Raw genomic sequence first — 20571 nt, forward strand, 5'->3', positions numbered from 1 at the left:
CCGCCGGTAGGCGCCTCGGTGGCGCCGGACACTACATCTGGTGTCCGGGCACACGAAAGAGGCGGGCACCGTGGCGCCCGCCTCAAACGGATCGTGATTGTTCTAACACCCCGCGTTCAAATAGCGCCCGGGGTGGCGGCACTCTTCGTTAGAGCGTGGTCGAGCACGATCTGCTGCACGTCCAGGTAGCCCGTTTCAAAACCGGCCCGGGAGTAGCACAGGTAGAACAGCCACATCCGCTGGAAGACGGCGTCGAAGCCCATGGCCCCTACCTCGTCCGCGCGGGCCATGAACCGCTCCTCCCAGAGCCGCAGGGTCTGGGCATAGTGCTCGCCCATGGCGAGGCGTTCGCGCACGCGCAGTCCGGTCTGCTTCTCGGTGATGTCTTCGATGGCGCGGACGGACGGAATGACGCCGCCGGGGAAGATGTATTTGTGCACCCAGGTGTAGCTAGTGCGGGTGGCCATCAGCCGGTCGTGGGCGATGGTGATGGCCTGGATGGCCACCTTGCCGCCGGGGGCAAGAACCCGCTCGATGGTTTGGAAGTACGTGGCCCAGTATTCGAAGCCGACGGCCTCGATCATTTCGACCGAGACGACGGCGTCGTACTCCCCCTCCACGGCGCGGTAGTCCTTGAGCTCGATTGTGACGGCGTCGGCGTAGCCGGCCTCGGCCACGCGCTGGCGGGCCAGTTCCTGCTGTTCGCTGGAGAGGGTGACGGAGTACACCGTGGCGCCGCGGGCGGCGGCGCGCAGGGCCAGCTCGCCCCAGCCGGTGCCGATCTCCAGGACGCGGGTGCCTTCCTTCACGCCGGCTTTGTCCAGCAGGCGGTCGATCTTGGCCTGCTGCGCGGCGGCCAGCCCGTCCCACGGCACGTTCCGCAGGGCATCGCCGCTTTCCGGAAAGAGCGCGCTGGAGTACGTCATGGTGCTGTCCAGGAACGAGGCGAAGAGCTCGTTGGAGAGGTCGTAGTGCCGCGAGATGTTGGAGCGGGTGTTCTTCTCGGTGTTCCGCTCCCTGCGCGGCTGGTGCGGCAGGTAGAGGCCGCGCAGCTTCTGCAGCGGCTCGGGTACAAGCGTGCCGACGCGGGAGGCGAACACCTCCATGACGGCGGTGAGGTCATCGGCGTCCCAGTCGCCGGCCATGAAGGACTCGCCCAGGCCGATCAGGCCGCCGTCGCCGAGCCGGGTGGCGAAGGCTTCCGGCCGGTTGATGGTCATGACGGGGTAGGCGGTGCGGGCGGGAGTCACCTCGCCCCGCGCGTCGTTGCCGGGTGCTCCCTGCCCCAGCCCGGCTTTACCCAGCACGGTGCCGTCCGGGTACCGGACCTCCAGCGGCAGCCTGCGCACGGCCGCCTTGAAGATGGCGTCCGCAGCCCGTCCTGCCACACGGGCCTTGAGGCTCGAGGGCACGGCCGCGATGCTGGGCCAGATGGCGGCGTCGATGGTGACGGGCGGCTGGGGAACGGTGTACGGCACCCTGCTGGCTACGGCCCCGCTATTTACGGCCGTGCCGTTGATGGTGCTGCTGCGCGTGGTGCCCTCTGCCCGTCCCGTACCGGATCCGGTCGCTTCGGTCATTGTCACTGAACTGCCTCCTGTGAAGGGTGGTGTGGTTTCTTGATGATGGGCAGGCGGCGCGCCCACAGCCTGATGCCCTGCCAGCGGATCTGGGCTGCGACACGCAGCGGGGCCAGGGGTACCGCGAGCGCCGCGGACGCGATGTTCCGCAGCGTGGCTTCGCGGCGGACGCCGTCCATGGTGGCGACGAAGGGCTGCTGGCCCTCCCGTTCCAGGACGATCGATACGGCGAGCCGTTCGCCGGGTTCGGGGAGCTTCATGCGGTACTCGCCGTCGACGTCGTTGAACGGCGAGACGTAAAAGGCTTTCGGGACGCTCGCCCGGCCTGCGCCGTCCGTTTCGAGGAGGTAGCAGTGCCGCTCCCCATACGTGTTGTGAACCTCGACGACGACGCAGCGCAGCTCACCGGCGGCGTCATGGCACCAGAACACGCTCAGCGGGTTGAAGACGTGCCCCAGCACCCGGGCACTGGCGAGCATGGTGATGCGTCCGCCGTCGAGCCCGTTGCCCTGCGCGGGCCCGATCCCCTGCGTGGCAAGGTAGCGTTCCACGTTGCCGCGCAGCGTGCCGTCCGGATCGCCGAGGTGGTCCTCCGCCCGGAACCCGGCCAGCGGCCGGAGCAGGCGCGGGAGCTGCGGGAGGTGGTCGACGTCGACATACCAGCTGTAGCTGCGGTAGGTGAAGGCGTTGCGCAGCGGGGTGCGCCGCACGTGCGAGATGACGGTGCGGTAGATCGAGGCCTGGTGTTGGGAGTCCTGCGCACTCATGGCACCTCCGCTGTGGCTGTCTGAACTGTGGCCGGCTGGAGGTCCGGGTCCACGGCCGCGGCGGCGCCATTGACGCTGCCGATGTTTACCGGGAGCTGTTCCCACTCGCGGCCCAGCCGGCCGGCAGCCTTAAGGCCTGACAAGGCGCCGTCCTCGTGGAATCCCCAGCCGTGGTATGCGCCGGCGAACGCCAGGCGCTCGTCGCCGAGCTCGAGGATCCGCTGCTGCGCCTGCAGCGACTCCGGGGTGTACTGCGGGTGCTCGTAGACCATCCGGTCCAGGACCGCGGCGCCGTCGATCAGTTCGGATTCGCCGAGGCTGACGATGTACCGGCCGCCGTCCGCGGGCTCCAGCCGCTGCAGCCGGGTCATGTCGTAACTGACCAGGACCGTGTCCGGCCGGGCGTTGCAGGACGGCAGCCGGTAGTTCCAAGAGGCCTGGGCGTTGGGGCTGGCCGGCAGCACGGCTGGGTCGCGGTGGAAGACGGTCTGGTTCACCGAGTACGGCATGCCGCCCAGGGCGGCCCGCTCGGCGTCCGAGGCACCGGTGAGCATGCGCAGGGCCTGTGCCGGGTGCGTGGCGATGACGACGGCGTCGAAGGTCTCGCGCACAGTCCCGGCACCCAGCGCGGACGTGACGTCCACGCCGTCGTCATGCCGGTGCACCGTGGTGACGGGGCTGGCGAGCCGGATGTCCGGCAGGGTCTCGGCCACCTTGTCGACGTAGCTGCGCGAGCCGCCGGTGACCGTCCGCCACTGCGGCGAGCCCTTGACGCCGAGCAGGCCGTGGTGGCCCAGGAAGGTGAACAGGTAGCGGGCCGGGTACGCCAGAGCGGTGGTGGGGTCACAGGACCAGACCGCGCTGACCACCGGGGTCATGAAGTGCGAGATGAAGTACCTGCTGAATTTCTCCCGGGCCAGGAACTCGCCCAAGGTGAGTTCTGTGCCGGTACCGGCGCCGGCGCCGGCGGACGGTTCGGCCAGCAGGGCGCGGGCGCGGCGGTGGAACCGGGTGACTTCGAGCAGCATCCACAGGTAGCGGCCGCGCAGCAGGGTGGATGGCCGGGCAATGATGCCGCGCCCCTTGGGCCGCGCGCCGGCGTATTCCAGGCCGCAGCCGTCGCAGCGGACGGACATGCTCATTTCCGACTCCTGGGTTTGGACGCCCAACTCGGCGAACAGGCGCAGGAGCGTGGGGTAGGTGCGCTCGTTGTGGACGATAAAGCCGGTGTCCACGCCCAGGGTGGGCCCGTTCTGCTGCGGCACATCGTGGGTGTGGGCGTGGCCGCCGAGCCGGGAGTCCGCCTCGAAGAGGGTTACCCTGTCCTGCCCGTTCAGCACGTACGCGGCGGTCAACCCCGCCACTCCGCTGCCGATGACGGCGACGCGGCGGCCTGCTGGAATCCCTGCTGCTTGTGACACTGGTCTGCTCCCGTTGTTTAGCGCTGTTGATTAGGGCGAGATGCTGTCTAACCCGAAGTCTCTTGTGGGCAATTCGTTGCCGTCAGACGGCCGGATGAGTATGAATTCCGCATTTTTCAGTTCGGCTTTCAGTTCGGCGCCTGTAGCGCCGGCATCCGAAGCCTGGGTGGGGTCCGGGGTGGGCCGGATATGCCACAATGAAGCGGGAATTCCGGTCCCGATTCCGTGGACCGCTACCAGGCGAAGGGCAGCCCTTGATCAACCCCGTCCATCTGCGGACCCTTGTGGAAGTGATCCGGCTGGGATCGTTTGCGGCCGCAGCGGCCCGGCTGGGCTACACGGCCTCGGCCGTCTCCCAGCAGATGTCGGCGCTGGAACGCGACACCGGCGTCACCTTGTTCCAGCGGGCGGCCCGCAGCATCCAGCCGACGGAAGCCGCCGTCGTCATGACCCGGCACGCTGCCAAGGTGCTGACGGACATCGAGACGCTCATGGCAGCCGCCTCCCGGGCGCAGGAGAGCCCCAGCCAGGAGCTGCGGCTGGGCATCTTCCCGAGCCTCGCCACCTATGTGCTCCCGCCGATCCTGCAGAACCCGGCCTGGAAGAAGCTCGGCATCGACCTGCGGGTCTCGGTCGCGGAACCGGCCCAGACCATCCAGGGGCTGCGGACCGGCGGCGAACTCGATGTTGCCCTGGTGTACCAGGTGGGACAGTCCGGCCTCGCCTGGCCGCACACCGTGGACCGGCAGTGGATCGGCGACGACGACTTCCGGGTGGTGCTGCCGGCGGCCTGGGGCATCGGCACGGATTCCAAGGTGGCCGCACCACATCTCTCGGACATGCCCTGGATCATGCACCACCCGGGCACGTCCGACGCCACGGTGATCGAACGCCTCTTCGCGAGCTGCAACCTGCACCCCCGCGTGGTGGCCTACAGCGATGACTTCCACGCCAGCCTGGAGATGGCGGCCGCCGGGCTCGGCGCGGCCCTGGTCCCCGAACTGGCCCTGCGGCACCGGCCGGCCGACGTGGTGGTCCTTGATGTCCCGGAGATCCGGTTGGCCCGGAATGTTTTCGCCCTGCTGCTCAACGAGAAGCGGACCGCCCAGGTCCAGTTGTTCGTGGAACTGCTGGCCGAGACGATGCACCGGCTCGGCACCGCACGACAGGACTGAGCTGAACGGGCTCAGTTTAGGCGCCTGAGCCGGAGGGCCCATAGAGGGTTTCCCTGCCGAGCCCGACCGAGAAGGATGGGGTCCATGAGCAAAAGCTATTCAGCCTCCCGTCCCGTCGCCTCCGACAACCCCGAAGTAATCGCCGCGGCCGTCCGCGCGGCCACCGAGGAACTCCGGGACACCCTGCAGCGCCATGGCATCGAGGTGAGCTTCGATGACATAGCCCTGCTCGGGCACTCGGAGTCCTGGGACGAAGAGGGGACGCGCTGGGTCGAGGTCGAATGGGACGGCGTGGAAGCCGGCTAGGACCTGATCCGCTTTCCGACCGGTGCCACCAGCGCGTCGATGATCCGGTGCCTGGTCCGGGTGTACGGCGGGTAGATGAGTTCCAGTGTGTCCGGCCACAGCGGCTTGTCCAGCGTGGGGCGTTCATGCGAGAAGGTCCGCACCGAATGTTCCCCGTGGTAGGCCCCCATGCCGCTGCCGCCGACCCCGCCGAAGGGAAGCCCGGGGACGGACAGGTGGGCCGCCGGAACGTCGAAACACAATGCCCCGGACGAGGTCCGCTCGGCGAAGGCACGGCGCGTAGCCGGATCCTTGCTGAAGACGTAGAGGGCCAGCGGTTTGGCCCGCCCGTTGACCTCCTCGATAGCCTCGTCGACCCCGTGGACGGGCACCAGCGGGAGGAGCGGTCCGAAGATCTCTTCCGCCATGACGGCGTCGCCGGGCGCCGGGCGCAGCAGGGTGGGTGCAAAGTAGCGGCTGGCGGCGTCGCGCTGTCCGCCGTGCACCACCGTGCTCGCGTCGGCCAGGGCAGCGAGCCGTGCGAAGTGGCGGTCATCGACAATCCGGCCGTAGGACGGGCTCGCCGCCGGGTCCGTCCCGAAGAGCACCGCGACGGCCCTGACCAGCTCGACCTGCAGCGGCTCCAGGACCTCCTCCCGGGCCAGGACGTAATCCGGGGCCACGCACGTCTGCCCGGCGTTCATGAACCGGCCCCAGGCGATCCGCTTGGCAGCCGTGGCCAGATCCGTGGACGCATCCACATAGGCCGGGGATTTGCCGCCGAGCTCCAACGTCACGGGGGTCAGATGCTCGGCCGCAGCGCGCATTACCACCTTGGCCGCGGCCTCTCCCCCGGTGAAGAAGATGTGGTCGAAGCGTTCGGCCAGCAGCGCCCCAGTCTCCGGGATGCCGCCCTCAACCACCTCGACGGCGCCGGCAAGGTACTCGGGCATCCACCGGGCCAGCGCGGCCGAGGTGGCCGGGGCGTGTTCGCTCGGCTTGAGCACCACGGTGTTCCCCGCGGCCAGCGCGCCGGCCAGCGGGCCGAGCAGCAGTTGCAGTGGGTAATTCCACGGCCCCATCACCAGCACCACGCCCAGCGGCGACAGTTCGGTCCATGCACGGGCAGGCTGCACTGCGAGCGGCACCGGCACGCGGCGGGGCCGCAGCCAGCCTTCGAGGTGCCGTTCCAGATGTGCCGCCTCGGCGTCCACAAACCCGATCTCCGCCAGCTGCGCCTCGGTGCGGTGCTTGCCCACGTCCCTGGCGAGGGCCTCGGCGAAGTCCGCCTGCCGCTCCGCCAGCAGGCGCCGCAGCTGGCGGAGCTGCTCCAGCCGCCACGTGAGCGGACGGGTGGTCCCGGCGTCGAACACGGCCCGGGCACGGACGACGGGCGAGGCTACATGCTGCATCCGATCAATGTACAGTCACACGGATGTCCGCCGGTCCAGCACCGGATAAAACCCTTCCAACGCTGGAATGGTCCGCTTTTCAGGACTATGTTGAACATATGAACAAGGTAGCGAGCAAGCACTTCGGCGAGGTCGAGCTCAATCACGGAAGGGACCATAATCTCACCGCCACGCATGAGCTGGCGGGCCAGACCGTGGAGCTTGACCTGAATGTCAACGCGCATGACCACTTCGATGAGGCTGCCATGCATAAAGTTGACTACCGCTTGCGCTTCCTGCCCGAACTCGTGGACCAGGTCCGCGAAATGATCGCCGAGGAACTGGACCAGGAAGGCACCAGCCCGCAGGAGTACCGCCACTTCCACTGCAACGCGATCAAGGACGAACACCTCAAGAAAGTCTTCGGCGTCGAGGACAAGAGCCAGCTGACCGACGAGGTCTTCCTCAAGGCGCTCAAGCTCGGCCACGTGGGCATCTACCCGGGCCAGCCGGAACGCTATTTCGTCCTGGACTTCACGCTGGGCCAGCATTTCACCGACGAGGTCCTGGTCGCCTCCGCGGATGAGGACGGCGTCGTCGACGACGAAATCCTCTGGGAGTCCTGACTCGGGGATCCTGACTCGGGAATTTTGAATTGAGTGCTCCGTAGCCGCCCTTTTGAGCGCTCAAAACGGCGGTTACTCAGCAATCGATGACTAAGAACGTACGACGCCGGCCGGCCACCTTGTGAGGTGACCGGCCGGCGTCGTATGTGGGTAAGGCGGGTTACTTGGCTGCTTGCAGCAGTTCGGTGCGGACCGTCTTGGTGGCCGTGACGAGGTTGCGCAGGGACTCTTCAGTCTCGGCGTAGCCGCGGGTCTTCAGGCCGCAGTCCGGGTTGACCCAGAGCTGGCGGGACGGGACGTGCTTGACCGCGGTGCTCAGCAGCTCGGTGACTTCCTGCTCGCCCGGGACGCGCGGCGAGTGGATGTCGTAGACGCCCGGGCCCACGCCGCGGCCGAAGCCGTGGGACTCGAGGTCGTGCACAACCTCCATGCGGGAGCGGGCGGCCTCGATCGAGGTGACGTCGGCGTCGAGGCCGTCGATCGCGTCGATGATGGCACCGAACTCGGAGTAGCACAGGTGGGTGTGGACCTGGGTGGCGTCCGCGGCGCCGGCGGTGGAGAGCCGGAAGGACTTCACGGACCAGTCCAGGTACGCGGCCTGGTCGGCCTTGCGCAGCGGCAGCAGCTCGCGCAGGGCGGGCTCGTCCACCTGGATGACCTTGATGCCGGCCGCTTCGAGGTCGGCGATCTCGTCCCGGAGGGCCAGGGCCACCTGGTTGGCGGTCTCGCCAAGCGGCTGGTCGTCGCGGACGAAGGACCACGCCAGGATGGTGACCGGGCCGGTGAGCATTCCCTTCATCGGCTTGTTGGTCAGGGACTGCGCGTACTTGGCCCATTCCACCGTGATCGGGGCGCTGCGGGTGACATCGCCCCACAGGATGGACGGGCGGGTGCAGCGCGAGCCGTAGGACTGGACCCAACCGTGCACCGTGACGTCGAAGCCTTCGAGGTTCTCGGCGAAGTACTGGACCATGTCGTTGCGCTCGGGCTCGCCGTGGACCAGAACGTCGAAGCCGAGCTCTTCCTGCAGCTCAACGACGCGCTTGATCTCTTCCTTCATGAGCTGCTCGTACTGCTCCGTGGTGAGGTCGCCGCGGTTGGCGCGGGCCCGGGCGGTGCGGATTTCCGAGGTCTGGGGGAAGGAGCCGATGGTGGTGGTGGGCAGCGGCGGCAGGTGCAGCGCCTTCTCCTGGGCTGCCTCGCGGACGGCGTAGGCAGAGCGGTTGAAGTCGGCGTCGGTCAGGGCGCCGGTGCGGGACCGGACGTCGCCGCGGCGGACGCCCTCGGCCTCGGCGCGGGAGGCGATGACGCGGGTGGCCTCGTCGATGGCGGGCTGGACGGCCGCCTCGTCGGTCAGCAGACCGGCAAGGGTGACAACTTCAACGGCCTTCTGGTCGGCGAAGGCCAGCCAGCTGCGCAGCTGCTCGGACAGCTGGACTTCCTCGTCGACGTCGTGCGGGACGTGTTGGGTGGAAGTGGACGTGCTGATGGCCAGCTTGGCCACCGACTTCTTCAGTCCGGCGATCTTCTTCGCCGAGGCGGCGAGATCGTTGCGCCAGATGTTGTGGCCGTCCACGACGCCGGCGACGAGGGTCTTGTTGCCCAGCGCGGCGAGGGCCGCGGCGGACGGGACCTCGCCCTTGAAGACGTCCAGGTGCAGGGCATCGATGCCGGTGGCGGCGAGCGTGCCGAGCTGGCCGTTGAGCGCGCCGTACGGGGTGGAGACGAACAGCTGCGGGCGCTGCGCCGCGGCGGCGAGGGCCTCGTAGGAGCGGGCGACGGCGGCCTGGATTTCCACGGCCGGGGTGTCCTGGTCCACCACGAGGGCGGGCTCGTCGAGCTGGACCCAGCTGGCGCCGGCGGCGGCGAGCTTCTGAAGCAGTGCGGTGTAGACGGGGAGGATGTCCTCGAGGCGGGACAGCGGGCTGAAGCCGGCCGGGGCGTCATCGGAGGCCTTGCTCAGCAGGAGGAACGTGACCGGACCGACGATGTACGGGCGGGTTTCCACACCGTTGGCGAGGGCGTACTCGAATTCCTCGACGATCCGGTTGGAGGTCAGCGCGAAGTTGGTCTCCGGGCCGATTTCCGGCACGAGGTAGTGGTAGTTGGTGTCGAACCACTTGGTCATTTCCAGCGGCTGCTGTTCCTTGTTGCCGCGGGCCAGGGTGAAGTAGCCGTCGATGTCGAGCTGACCCTCGGCGTTGAGGAGGTTCCCGAAGCGGGCCGGGACGGCGCCGAGGTGGGCGGCGGCGTCGAGCACCTGGTCGTAATAGGAGAAGGTGCCGGGGACGGCGGCGGCTTCGGTCAGGCCCAGGCCCTGGAGGCGCTTGGCGGTGCCGAGCTGGATTTCCTTGGCGGCGGCGTCCAGTGCGGCGGCGTCGATCTTGCCGGCCCAGTAGGCCTCGACGGCCTTCTTGAGCTCGCGGCGGCGGCCGATGCGCGGGTAACCGAGGATCGAGGCGGACGGGAAGGGCGTGATGGGAAGTTCAGTCATGGGAAGTCCTTGAAGTTGTCGTTGACAGATGACGAAGGTGGGGTGCTCAGCTGGCGAGCTGGCCGCTGGCGGCACGCCGGGAGGCGTTGGCGCGGCCGGCGCCGTGCCCGATCCCGCGGTGCGGGCGGGGCAAGGCGAGTTTGTCCAGCACGTCCAGGGCGGCGGCGTGCTCATTGAACGTGTACAGGTGGATGCCGGGGGCCCCGGCGGCCAGGGCTGCGTTGGCGAGATCAACCGTGGCGCTGACGCCGATCCGGGTCCGTTCGGCATCGGTATCGGCGGCCGCGAGGCGTTCGATGAGTTCCGGGGCCGGTTCCACGCCGGTCAGTTCGCCCAGCCGGGCGAGCCGCCGGAGGCTGGTCAGCGGCATGACCCCGGGAATGATCGGGATGGTCACCCCGGCCCGGCGTGCCCGGGTCAGGAGGTCGGCGTACTGCTCGGTGTGGAAGAAGACCTGGGTGATGGCGAAGTCGGCGCCGGAGCGCTGCTTGGCCAGCAGGACCTCGACGTCGTGCGCCTCACTCGGGGATTCCGGGTGCCGGGTCGGGTAGGCGGCGACGCCGACCGCCACCTTGCCGGCGCACAGCAGCGCCGAGCGGCGCTGTTCCACCCGGCGGATGAGCTCGATCAGGTCCTGGGCGTACCGGAGCGATCCCGGCGCCGGGGTGGCGCCGTCCTTGGGCCGGTCACCGCGCAGGGCGAGGATGCCGCGGACGCCGACGTCGAGCAGGTCGCCGATGATCTCCGCCAGTTCCTGCGGGGAGTTACCGACGCAGGTCAGGTGGGCCAGGGGCCGCAGCGTCGTTTCCTGCACGAGCCGGTTGATCAGGTCCAGGGCGGTGCCGTGGTTGGAGCCGTTGGACCCGTAGGTCACGGACACGTAGTCCGGGTCCGTGGCTTCCAGCTCGCCGATGGTGGTCCAGAGGGATTCGGCGGCCGCGGGCGACCGCGGCGGGAACAGCTCGTAGGACAGCGCAACAGGGGCCGCGCCCGCAAGATTGGGATGGGTATCGATAAGGCTTGGTGGTGACATTTGCGTCCTTGGCTGTGAACACTGCCGACAGAAGACCGGTAACCCGGATGACCGGAAACGGAACCGCCGTCAGTGAATTGAGTTTGGGGAACACGGAGGGAACTTCAGCAGGGCGCAGCCGCGACTGGTACGCCTGAAACGAAGTTGTCCGTGAGCAAATGTCAGGCCCACATGGGGGCACCCACACCCTCCTGGACCGCCCGTGTAATTTTCCCAAGGACGGCCTTCAGCGGAGGATCGCTGACACGTTACTGAGGTAACTTGTATAGAACTCTAGGCCCGGTTGCGGGGCCCCTTCAAGTCGGCGTCCGAATTAAGACGCACCTTTACGGCCGTTTGCGGGGCCCGGCAGAATAATGTTCGCCGCCAGGGCCTTTTTCGGCAGGGCCAGGCTGCACTCCCCATCGCCCGCGGTCCGGACTATCCTGTTGCCATGATTCAGCTTCCAGCCAGCTACAAGGAGTACCTCGCCGGCAAGAGCGAGAGCTTCATCAACACGGTCCGGCCCGTCCTCATGCAGTCGGCCGCAGAAAAGTCGCACGGCGTCCGGGTTCTGGTGCTTCCGCATGGCCATCAGGCGCATCTGGACGACACTATCCCCTATGGGACGGTGGTTGAGGACATCGACTGACGCCCGGTCAGCCCGCCAGCGGCGCCTATCCTTCGAGCCCGTCTATCCTTCGAGCCCCGACTATCCCTCGAGGAGGAGGCGCTGGGAGCGCGGGGCCAGCGTGTGTTCCAGCACCAGGCAGGCGGCACCGACGGCGCCGACGTCATCGCCCACTCCCGTGCCCACCACTTCGATGCCGTGGATCTTCCGGGTGGCGCTGTTGGCGTCCACCAGGGCAGGGATTTGCTCCAAGTAAGCCTCTGACAGGCACGTCCAGAACGGGCCCCCGAAGACCACGCGGTCCACGTCCAGGGCGTTGGTGAGCGCCGAGACGGCACGGGCCACGAGCACGGCGGACCGGCGAATGATTTCCTTGGCCTCTTCGTTGCCGGCGTCGGCGATCGCACACAATTCCGCGAAGCGTTCCTGGACCGCCGGCGCGCTCCTGTCCTGGAGCGAACCGTCCAGCACCCCGGCCGCCTCGGCCTGCGCCACGAGCACCTGCGGAATGGCGGAGGACTTCACGCACCCGCGCTGTCCGCAGTCGCAGAGGGCGCCGCCCGGATCCACGATGATGTGCCCGATTTCCCCGGCGTTGCCCGAGGTCCCGCGGACCACTTCGTCGTTGAGGACGATCCCGCAGCCGATCCCGGTCCCCATGTACATGAAAACAAAGCTGCCCTCGCCGCTGGGGCCGCCGGCCCAGGTTTCGGCCACTGCTGCGGCGGTGACGTCCTTGTCCATCAGCGTGGACAGGCCCGTGGCTTCGGCCAGGGCATCCCGTAGCCCCACGTGGTCCCAGCCCGGCAGCAGCGGGGGGTCAACGACGGCGCCCTCGTTGAGGTCGATGGGACCCGGCGAGGCAACCCCCAGCCCGGCGATCCGTTCCGGGTCCACCCCGGAGTCCAGGATGAGCCGCTTGATTTCGTCCGAGATGGTGTCGATGACGGCCCGGGGGCCGGTGCCGGGCGGGGTGCTGATCCGTGAGTGCCTGACGACGGCGCCAAGCAGGTCCAGCACGACGAACGTGAGCACGGCCGGGTCCAGATGGACGCCTACCGCATACATTCCGGCGGGATTGAGCCGGAGCATGGTCCTGGGCTTGCCCGGCCCGGTGCCTTCCTTGCCTGCCTCCACGATCAGGTGCTGGTCCAGCAGGCGGCGTGAAATATTGGAGATGGTCTGCGGCGAGAGTCCGACGATCTGGGCGAGCTCCACCCGGCTCATGCCGCCCGGCGCGCGGCGGATGGCATCCAGGATGACCGTGAGGTTGAAGTCACCCATCTTCGGTAGGTTGGTCCCTCGCCTCGGAGAGGGTTGCCGGAACTCGGTCACTGTTACCTCTAAACGTCTTTGGCCACGCACAGCAGTTGTCAGAATCGTACGTTACGTGCAGGCGTGCGCCCACACCTGCGCTTTTCAGACACTATGTTTCTCCCGCTATGGGCGCCGGGTGCTTGCCGTGACGGTGAACTTCGGATTCCTGCCGACCTCGCGGGTGGGCCCGATCAGGCGTTCGAGCGCCGGCCGGTAGTGCAGATGGCTGTTGAACACAGTCCAGAGTTCCCCGCCCGGGGTGAGCACCCGGCCGGCCGCTTCGATCAGCTTGATCCCCGCGCCCGAATGGACGGCCGCTTCCAGATGGAAGGGCGGGTTGAGCAGGACCAGGGCCGCGCTGGCGTCCGGCAGGGAGCTCATGGCGTCGTCCTGGAGCACCTCGATCCGCCCGTCCAGGCCGTTCGCGCGGGCGGTGGCGAGGGCAGAGTCGACGGCGGCCGCAGACCGGTCGGTGGCGGTGACGCGGGCGTCGGGGTTGGCGCGGGCGTACATCGCCGCGAGGATTCCGGTGCCGCAGCCCAGGTCGACGGCGTGGGTGGCGTGCGGCATCCGGGGCAGGAAGTCCAGCAGGAACCTGGTCCCGATGTCCAGGCCGGTGCCGGCGAAGACGGCGCCGCGTGCGCAGACGGTGAGGCCGAGTTCGTCATTTATCTCCGTGACCGGGTACGGCGGCTCGGCCGGGACCGGCTTGGGGCCCCGGGCCAGCAGCAGCCGTGATTTCTGCCGGGCCAGCTGGGGCTGGACATGGTCGAAGTAGCGCGCCAGCACGGCATTCATGCCCAGGCTCATGTGTTTGACGCGGCCGCCCGCCAGCAGCACGACGTCGGGCGCCGCGTAGCGGGCCACGGCGTCGGCGATTTCCTCAAGTTCGGCCAGGGACCGGGGCAATTGGAGCAAGACCAGGGAGGCGCCCTCCAGCAGGCCGGCGCCCAACGCGTGGTGCTCGAAGCCGGCGTCGACGCCCAAGGCCTCGGCGTTCGCCCGCAGGGCCCGTTCACCGGTGATGAGGTCCTGGTGGACCCGGACGGCGTCCGCCCCGACTGCCCCTGGCCCGAGAGTTAGGGCACCGAGGGTCAGGGCACCATACCGGTCCCCCACCACCGCGAGCCGCGTTCCGGGCGCGAGCATTCCGGCCGCGTGCATCTCAAGGGCCGCTTCCAGTAAGAGTTTGTCCGTGGCGTCCCAGGCCTGCAGGTTGGCGGCCTCGACGTCCGGGAACCTTCTCAGCCGGGCAAAGAGGGATTCGAAGCTGTTGTCCGCCACGCGCGTTAGGCCGCCGTTTCTTCTCGGGCTTGGGTAATGGGCTGGGTGTGGGGCAGGAGTGTCCGCCCTCCCCTAGTGCTGCACTGCTGTGTTTACGTTTTACGTTATACCGGTCCGGGCCAGCAGTTTGACGATTCCCGCCACGGCGGCCCGGCCGGCACGGTTGGCGCCGATGGTGGACGAGGACGGCCCGTAACCCACGAGGTGGACCCGTGGCTCGTCCGCGACCTGGGTGCCGTCCATCGCGATGCCACCGCCGGGTCCGCGCAGGTGCAACGGGGCGAGGTGTTCGAGTTCGGCCCGGAATCCCGTGGCCCACAGGATGACCCCGGCGGCCAGGAAACTGCCGTCTGCCATCCGGACGCCGTCGGGCTCAATCGCGGAGAACATGGGGTGCCGGTCCAGGACGCCGCGCGCTGCGGCGGCGCGCAGGGCCGGGGTCCAGATCAGGCCCGTCACGGAGACCACGCTCTGCGGCGGGAGGCCTTGGCGCACCCGCTCCTCAACGAGGGCGACGGCGTCGTGGCCCGCCTGCCGGTCGAAGGCGGCCTCGCGCCAGAGAGGCACCCGGCGCGTGAACCAGGTGGTGCTGGTGACCTTGGAGATCTCATCGAGCAGCCCGACGGCCGAGATCCCGCCGCCGACCACAATGACATGCTGGCCGCGGAATTCGTCGGCGGAGACGTAGTCGGCGACGTGTAGTTGGCGGCCGCGGAAGCTGGCCTTGCCCGGATAGATGGGCCAGAACGGCCGTGTCCAGGTGCCGGTCGCGTTGATCACGGCGCGGGCAGAAAACCTGCCGCGGGAGGTGGTGATGTTCAACCGTCCGGCGGGATCATCGTCTTCCCGGGTCACCGACTGCACCTTCACCGGCCGTTCGATCGCGAGACCGAGGTCGTGTTCGTACCCGCCGAAATAGCGGGTGAGGAAGCTGGAGCTGGCCTCGGCGGGATCCACGTCGGGCTGCGGGATTCCCGGGAGGTCGCTGATGCCGTTCACAGTGGCCATGAGCAGGCTCTTCCAGCGGTGACGCCAGGCCCCGCCTGGCCCGTCCTCGGCGTCCAGCACGATGTACGTCCCCGCAGGCCGGTCCTCAGCTGCTGCCGGTCCTTTTGCTGCGGCCCCTTCGGCGCCGGCCGCGGCCAAGCCCGCCGGGACAAATCCGCGGCGCTGAAGGTGGTAGGCCGCCGACAGCCCCGCCTGCCCGGCGCCGACCACCACGACGTCGGCCAGGCGTGCCGACTCCACAGTCGCTGTCTCCACAGTCAGGATCCGGCCAGTCAAGATCCGGCCCTGCTCAGATCTTTTTGACGACGCTGGACTTGAGCTGCATGGGGCCCACGCCGTCCACCTTGCAGTCGATGTCGTGGTCGCCAACACCGTTGACCAGGCGGATGCCGCGGACCTTGGTGCCGACCTTGATGACCGTCGAGCTGCCCTTGATTTTGAGGTCCTTGACAACCGTGACCGTGTCGCCGTCGGCGAGGACGTTGCCCACCGCGTCCTTGATGACGGCGGCTGCGCCTGTATCGGCGTCGGCGTCTGCGTCATTCTGCGCGGACGCGGACCATTCGTGCGCGCACTCCGGGCAGACCAGGAGCGCCCCCATTTCATAGGTGTATTCGCTGGAGCATTCGGGGCACGGGGGCAGGCTGTCGTTCACCCGTCCAAGTCTAGTCGCCGCCGTTGCCCGCCGGTCGCCGCCGGCGGGGCGCCCTAGAACGGGTTCAGCAGGCGGTCCACGAACTGCCGCGTGCGTTCTTCCCGCGGGTCCCGCAGCACGGTGTCGGGGTGGCCGCGTTCGACCACCACGCCGCCGTCCATGAAGATGACTTCGTCGGCCACCTGGCGGGCGAACGCGAGCTCGTGAGTGACCACCACCATGGTCCAGCCCTCGTCCGCGAGTTCCTTGATGACAGTCAGGACCTCACCCACGAGTTCCGGGTCCAGCGCCGAGGTGGGCTCGTCGAAGAGCAGCAGCTGCGGGCGCAGGGCGAGGGCACGCACAATGCCGACACGCTGCTGCTGGCCGCCGGAGAGCTCAAAGGGGTAACTGTCCTCCTTGCCGGCCAGGCCGACCCGGGCCAGCAACTCCTTGGCCGCCTGGATCGCCTCAGCCTTGGGCCGCCTCTGCACCTGGACCGGGCCCTCGATCACGTTCTCCAGGACGGTCTTGTGCGGGAAGAGGTTGTAGTGCTGGAACACCATGGCGCTGCGGTCCCGCAAGGCGAGCACCTGCTTCTTCGCCACCGGGTTGGAGAAGTCGACCGTCAGTTGCCCCGCGAACTCAGCGACGCCGGCGTCGGGCATTTCGAGGCCGTTCAGGCACCGGAGGACCGTCGTCTTGCCTGATCCGGACGGCCCGATCAACGTGACCACTTCGCCGCGGCGGACCTCGAGGTCGATGGATTTCAGCACTTCGTGCTGGCCGAACGCCTTGCGCAGGCCGGTGACGGTCAGCAGGGCGGCTTCCGGGACAGCGGCGTCCGGGACCGGAACCCCAAGGGGCGGAGGCTCAAGGGGGTCGGAAGGATGCCGTTCAGGGGGCGGGAGTTCAGTGGGCGACATAGCGGTCCAATCTCTTCTCCAGGGCGGACTGCCCGCTGGCGAGGACGAGGCAGATGATCCAGTAGATCACGGCCGCCTCCAGATATAGCAGCATGAATTCCTGGCTGAAGGCGGCCACCTGCTGCGCCACGCGGAACAGTTCGGTGACGAGGATCAGCGACGCCAGCGAGGTGTCTTTGACCAGGCTGATGAAGGTGTTGGACAGCGGCGGGACCGAGACCCGCGCCGCCTGCGGCAGGATGATCCGCACCAAGGTCTGGTGGCGCGACATCCCGATGGTGTGGCCGGCCTCCCACTGCCCCTTGGGGACGGACAGGATGGCCGCGCGGATGACCTCCGCGGCATACCCGCCGACGTTCAGGGAGAACGCGATGATGGCGCTGGGCCAGGGGCTGATGGTGACTCCGACGGACGGCAGCCCATAGAAGATGACGAACAGCTGGACCAGGAGCGGGGTTCCGCGGATGACAGAGATGTAGGTCCGGGCCACCGCAGAGACCGCGCGATTGCGGCTCAGCCGCATGAGGGCCACCACCAGGGCCAGCAGAAGGCCCAGGCTGAACGAGGCCAGCGCCAAGGGAATAGTGCCGGTGATTGCCCCTATCAGGAGGGGGCCCAGCGATGACCACACGAGTTCCCAGTTGATGCTCATGCCCGGACGCGGCCTTTCTCGGCGGCTTTCACAGGCCTACTTCGAGACGTCGGCGTCGAAGTACTTCTGGGAGATCTTCGTCAGGGTACCGTCGGCCGCCAGCTCACCGAGGGCCTTGTTGATGGCGTCGGTCAGGCTGGTCGATCCCTTGCGCAGGGCGAAGGCGCTCAGCGACTTGTCAGTGGTCTCGGCGGCAATCTTGATGGCGGCGTCGTGGTCGGTCTTCTGGTAGTCCAGGTAGGTCAGCTTGTCGTTGATGGTCGCATCGACCCGGCCCTGCTTCAGCAGCGTGATGGCCTGCGCCCATCCCTCCACGGCCTCGACGTTCGCGCCGCTCTGCTGCGCCAATTTGTACCAGTTGCTGGTCAGGGACTGTGCCGTGGTCTTGCCCTTCAAGCTGTCGAAGGACGTGATGTTGTTGTCGTCAGCCTTGGTGACGATGACGCCGGTGCTCACCGTGTAGGGGGTGGAGAAATCGTACTTGGCCTTGCGTTCGTCCGTGATGGAAACCTGGTTGGCGACGACGTCGAACCGCTTGGCGTCCAGGCCGGCGAAGATGGCGTCGAACTGCGTCTCCTGGAAGGCCGGCTTGACGCCCAGCTTCGCGGCGACGGCGTTGATGATCTCTACGTCGTAGCCGGTCAGCTCACCGCTGCCGTTGGCGTGGAACGTGAACGGCTTGTAGGTGCCTTCCGTGCCGACCTTGAGCACGCCCGCGCTCTTGACGTCGCTCAGGGACGTGTCCGCACCGGCTGCCGGCGCCGAGCTGGCCGGAGTGGTGGACGCGGAGCCGCAGCCTGCCAGGGCGAGTCCTGCTGCAGCAATGAGGCCGATAACGGAAAGTCGTGTGCGCTTCATGATGGTCCTTAGTCGTCGAGCCGGAAATGGCCTTCCAGCTGAGCCGCGTTGCGGCCTGTCTCCTAGCGACGATAGCAAGGTCCAGCTCAGGGTGGAGAGCTTAAATGACAGTTTGTGACGTCCGGCCGTGAGACCGTCTTGACGGAAGCACGTTTTGACGTGCGGCACACGAGCGGAGGGTACGAAAAAGGGAACCACCGTCTGACGGTGATTCCCTTTCTGGTGGAGCTGAGGGGACTCGAACCCCTGACCCCCTGCATGCCATGCAGGTGCGCTACCAGCTGCGCCACAGCCCCGAATTTCCTGGGGACGGATCAACGTCCCGCAAGCAACCTGATTAGCTTAAACCACAATCGCCACTTGCGCCAATCGGCGCGCCGGCCGGTGAATTCGCTCGCCGCACGCATCGTTGACACAGTCCCGCAGTCTGGATCCGGGCAGAAAAAAATCCGCCGGAATCTTTCGATTCCGGCGGATTATCCGGTGGAGCTGAGGGGACTCGAACCCCTGACCCCCTGCATGCCATGCAGGTGCGCTACCAGCTGCGCCACAGCCCCGAATTTTCGCTGCTCCGAGCATGTCTACCGACCTGCAAAGTTCCGGTTCTTTGTCCGGATCTCTCCGAAGCAACTCAAATATCTTAGACCAGCCCTTCGGAAAATTCCAAATCGGGCATATTCGCCCCAATGGGCGTGGCCGCTGCGCGGATTGCTACTCCGTGTCGGTACCGGCGGAAGCCTTGGCGGAGGCGTCGTCGCCCAGCTGCAGATCGACGACGGGGCAGTCCTTCCACAGGCGTTCGAGGGCGTAGAAGATGCGGTCTTCCTCGTGCTGGACGTGGATGACGACGTTGGAGTAGTCCAGCAGGACCCAGCGACCGCCGGAGCGGCCCTCGCGGCGGACGGGCTTCTGGTCAAACTTGGCAAGTTCGTCCTCGATGCCGTCCACGATCGCGTTGACCTGGCGTTCGCTCGGGGCCGAGGCGATCAGGAAGACGTCAGCCAGGGCCAGCCGTTCGCTGACATCCAGGGCCACGATGTCCTCGGCAAGCTTCTCCGAGGCAGCGCGGGCTGCATGGCGGGCGGTAGTGATGGATGAATCGGTTGCAGTCACGGGACTCCTTGTAGTGATGAAAATCTATGGTGATGAAAAATTCTTGAAATGAAAACTGTGGGGCGAACGCTACGGTGAAAAGAGGGCCGAATCGTCGCGGTGCTGGTTCTTAGTCCCGGTGCCGTTTTTTAGTGACGTGGACGGCCGCCGGCCTAGCGGGCCAGCCCGGTGACGATCAGCGTGATGCCGGCGATGAGCGCGACGATCCCCAGGGCCAGGACGCCGAGCTGGAGCATGCGCAGGCGCCGCGCCCGGCCCAGCCCGGCGGTAGCGGCATCCAGGGGTTCCAGTCCGTAGGCCGAATTCGCGGCCACGGGCTCCCCGCCCACCAAGTGCTCGTCATTCTCCCCCACGGAATTCGCCGCGGCGTTTGCCGGCCGTGCCGTTCCGGCCTTGGCGGCTGCCTCTGCCCGGGCCAGGACGCCTGCCCTGCCAGCGGCAGAACCCGTAGCCGGAGCTGCGGGCCGCTGGCGGGACAAGCCCGGCCGACGCAGGCCGGGTTTCCGTGGCGCATCCAGCCGGGGACCCGGGTTGGTGACCACCGGAACATACGACGTGGCAGGGCGCTTCATGACGGGCCGCTCCACGCCGGGAACCTTCTCAAATTCCAAGGGGGTGACCATGGCCAGGTTGTTGGCCGTGGTCGGATCGTTGCGGGGCGCCGCCGGCTGGCTGTTTTGTTCTGCGAGCTTCTGCTTGGCGGCCGCGCGACGGTTCAGCACCGCGGCGCGCTCCGCCAGGGCGATCTGCTCGGCCAGGACGGCAGGATCGACGGCGTCGGGATCCGTGGCCGCGATGTGCTCCATCTTGGCCACTTGGTTCTTAGCCTGCTCCGCAAGGAGCTCGCGGGCGGCCAGAGCCTGCTCCACGGTCATGCCCTCGGGCGTCTTCCCGCCGGGTCCTGCACCGTCCGCTGCGGGAGCCTCGGGCGCCGGGGCGGCTGACGGGGCCGCGCCCTTCGGGGCCGTATCCTTCGGGGCGGCATCCTTCTGAGCCGCGTCTTTTAAGCCGGCGTCCTTCTGAGCCGGGGCAACCATCGGGGTGGCACGGGTCCGCGGCGACACCGGCACGATCGTGTTGGCCTGGGTGGCAGGGGCGGTTTCGGTAGCCAGCTCCAAGAGCCGCAGCTGGCGCCGGGTGGGCGGCCCTCCCCCGGCCAGCTGGCCTTCCTTCTCGGCGAGTTCCTTGATGGTGCGCAGTGCGGCACGGTCCCGGGCCCGGACCTGGGAGGACCGCTCGGCAGCGCCACGCACAGAGTCCACCGGAGCGTCGGGGACCCGACGCCGGCCGGTGATTTCGGCCTCGGTCGGCTCGCCCGGTCCCGGAGTGTCCAGACGTTCATCTCTGGCCTGCCGCAGTTCGCGGCGGCTGCGGATGGGAGGCTGTTCCTGACTCAT

General features: G+C 67.8%; 19 protein-coding genes and 2 tRNA genes. 4 read left to right on the forward strand and 17 right to left on the reverse strand.

Annotation, left to right across the window (positions count from 1 at the left end):
- Nucleotides 1–116: 116 nt before the first annotated feature.
- The 3 genes from ACFRJ8_RS04300 to ACFRJ8_RS04310 are packed head-to-tail and all read right to left on the reverse strand — an operon-like array spanning nt 117 to nt 3768.
- Nucleotides 117–1586, reverse strand: a complete 1470-nt coding sequence (locus ACFRJ8_RS04300; RefSeq protein ID WP_377984914.1) for a class I SAM-dependent methyltransferase — start codon at nt 1584–1586, stop codon at nt 117–119.
- Nucleotides 1583–2347, reverse strand: a complete 765-nt coding sequence (locus ACFRJ8_RS04305) for a DUF1365 domain-containing protein (RefSeq protein WP_377984915.1) — start codon at nt 2345–2347, stop codon at nt 1583–1585. The genes ACFRJ8_RS04300 and ACFRJ8_RS04305 overlap by 4 nt, the downstream gene beginning before the upstream one ends.
- A complete protein-coding gene (locus ACFRJ8_RS04310; protein ID WP_377984916.1) occupies nt 2344–3768 on the reverse strand; it encodes an NAD(P)/FAD-dependent oxidoreductase in 1425 nt (474 codons plus the stop codon). The genes ACFRJ8_RS04305 and ACFRJ8_RS04310 overlap by 4 nt, the downstream gene beginning before the upstream one ends.
- 254 nt (nt 3769–4022) lie before the next feature.
- On the opposite strand from ACFRJ8_RS04310, the gene ACFRJ8_RS04315 reads away from it, so the two are divergent.
- Together ACFRJ8_RS04315 and ACFRJ8_RS04320 are read left to right on the forward strand one after the other, a co-directional pair.
- Nucleotides 4023–4943 (forward strand): LysR family transcriptional regulator, encoded by a 921-nt coding sequence (locus tag ACFRJ8_RS04315; RefSeq protein WP_377984917.1) that lies wholly within the window; start codon nt 4023–4025, stop codon nt 4941–4943.
- Between the two features lie 84 nt (nt 4944–5027).
- Entirely contained in the window at nt 5028–5249 is a 222-nt protein-coding gene (locus ACFRJ8_RS04320) for a hypothetical protein (protein ID WP_377984918.1), read from the forward strand.
- Here ACFRJ8_RS04320 and ACFRJ8_RS04325 read toward each other — a convergent pair.
- Nucleotides 5246–6640: an aldehyde dehydrogenase family protein gene (locus ACFRJ8_RS04325; protein ID WP_377984919.1), complete on the reverse strand. Its 1395-nt coding sequence runs from the start codon at nt 6638–6640 to the stop codon at nt 5246–5248. The two genes, ACFRJ8_RS04320 and ACFRJ8_RS04325, sit on opposite strands and share 4 nt — an antisense overlap.
- Nucleotides 6641–6738: 98 nt before the next feature.
- Between ACFRJ8_RS04325 and ACFRJ8_RS04330 the strand changes: the two genes are divergently transcribed.
- Nucleotides 6739–7245 carry a DUF2004 domain-containing protein gene (locus ACFRJ8_RS04330; RefSeq protein WP_377984920.1) on the forward strand — a complete coding sequence of 169 codons (507 nt, stop codon included), beginning with the start codon at nt 6739–6741 and terminating at the stop codon, nt 7243–7245.
- A gap of 160 nt (nt 7246–7405) precedes the next feature.
- Here ACFRJ8_RS04330 and metE read toward each other — a convergent pair whose 3' ends face one another.
- Entirely contained in the window at nt 7406–9739 is a 2334-nt protein-coding gene (gene metE, locus ACFRJ8_RS04335; protein ID WP_377984921.1) for a 5-methyltetrahydropteroyltriglutamate--homocysteine S-methyltransferase, read from the reverse strand.
- A 46-nt stretch (nt 9740–9785) separates the two neighbouring features.
- Complete coding sequence (locus ACFRJ8_RS04340; protein ID WP_377984922.1) at nt 9786–10772, reverse strand: methylenetetrahydrofolate reductase; 987 nt, start codon at nt 10770–10772, stop codon at nt 9786–9788.
- A 433-nt stretch (nt 10773–11205) separates the two neighbouring features.
- Between ACFRJ8_RS04340 and ACFRJ8_RS04345 the strand changes: the two genes are divergently transcribed.
- Entirely contained in the window at nt 11206–11403 is a 198-nt protein-coding gene (locus ACFRJ8_RS04345; protein WP_377984923.1) for a hypothetical protein, read from the forward strand.
- A 60-nt stretch (nt 11404–11463) separates the two neighbouring features.
- Here ACFRJ8_RS04345 and ACFRJ8_RS04350 read toward each other — a convergent pair whose 3' ends face one another.
- From ACFRJ8_RS04350 to ACFRJ8_RS04400, 11 genes are all read right to left on the reverse strand, one after another.
- Nucleotides 11464–12666: an ROK family transcriptional regulator gene (locus ACFRJ8_RS04350; RefSeq protein WP_377984924.1), complete on the reverse strand. Its 1203-nt coding sequence runs from the start codon at nt 12664–12666 to the stop codon at nt 11464–11466.
- A gap of 156 nt (nt 12667–12822) precedes the next feature.
- Nucleotides 12823–13983, reverse strand: coding sequence for a class I SAM-dependent methyltransferase (locus tag ACFRJ8_RS04355; RefSeq protein WP_377984925.1), 1161 nt, complete (start codon nt 13981–13983; stop codon nt 12823–12825).
- Between the two features lie 99 nt (nt 13984–14082).
- Nucleotides 14083–15231: an NAD(P)-binding domain-containing protein gene (locus ACFRJ8_RS04360; RefSeq protein WP_377984927.1), complete on the reverse strand. Its 1149-nt coding sequence runs from the start codon at nt 15229–15231 to the stop codon at nt 14083–14085.
- A 49-nt stretch (nt 15232–15280) separates the two neighbouring features.
- A complete protein-coding gene (locus tag ACFRJ8_RS04365; protein WP_377984928.1) occupies nt 15281–15646 on the reverse strand; it encodes a zinc ribbon domain-containing protein YjdM in 366 nt (121 codons plus the stop codon).
- Between the two features lie 53 nt (nt 15647–15699).
- Nucleotides 15700–16551, reverse strand: a complete 852-nt coding sequence (locus tag ACFRJ8_RS04370) for an amino acid ABC transporter ATP-binding protein (protein WP_377984930.1) — start codon at nt 16549–16551, stop codon at nt 15700–15702.
- Nucleotides 16538–17203: an amino acid ABC transporter permease gene (locus ACFRJ8_RS04375; protein WP_377984931.1), complete on the reverse strand. Its 666-nt coding sequence runs from the start codon at nt 17201–17203 to the stop codon at nt 16538–16540. The genes ACFRJ8_RS04370 and ACFRJ8_RS04375 overlap by 14 nt, the downstream gene beginning before the upstream one ends.
- Before the next feature lie 36 nt (nt 17204–17239).
- Complete coding sequence (locus ACFRJ8_RS04380; RefSeq protein ID WP_377984932.1) at nt 17240–18061, reverse strand: amino acid ABC transporter substrate-binding protein; 822 nt, start codon at nt 18059–18061, stop codon at nt 17240–17242.
- Nucleotides 18062–18281: 220 nt separating this feature from the next.
- Nucleotides 18282–18357: transfer RNA gene (locus tag ACFRJ8_RS04385), tRNA-Ala, on the reverse strand.
- A gap of 188 nt (nt 18358–18545) precedes the next feature.
- Nucleotides 18546–18618: transfer RNA gene (locus tag ACFRJ8_RS04390), tRNA-Ala, on the reverse strand.
- Between the two features lie 154 nt (nt 18619–18772).
- Nucleotides 18773–19174, reverse strand: coding sequence for a ribosome silencing factor (gene rsfS, locus ACFRJ8_RS04395; protein WP_277525625.1), 402 nt, complete (start codon nt 19172–19174; stop codon nt 18773–18775).
- Between the two features lie 152 nt (nt 19175–19326).
- Nucleotides 19327–20571 (reverse strand): hypothetical protein, encoded by a 1245-nt coding sequence (locus ACFRJ8_RS04400; protein WP_377984933.1) that lies wholly within the window; start codon nt 20569–20571, stop codon nt 19327–19329.

The organism is Arthrobacter sp. NPDC056886, assembly GCF_042788715.1.
Classification (GTDB): Bacteria; Actinomycetota; Actinomycetes; order Actinomycetales; family Micrococcaceae; genus Arthrobacter.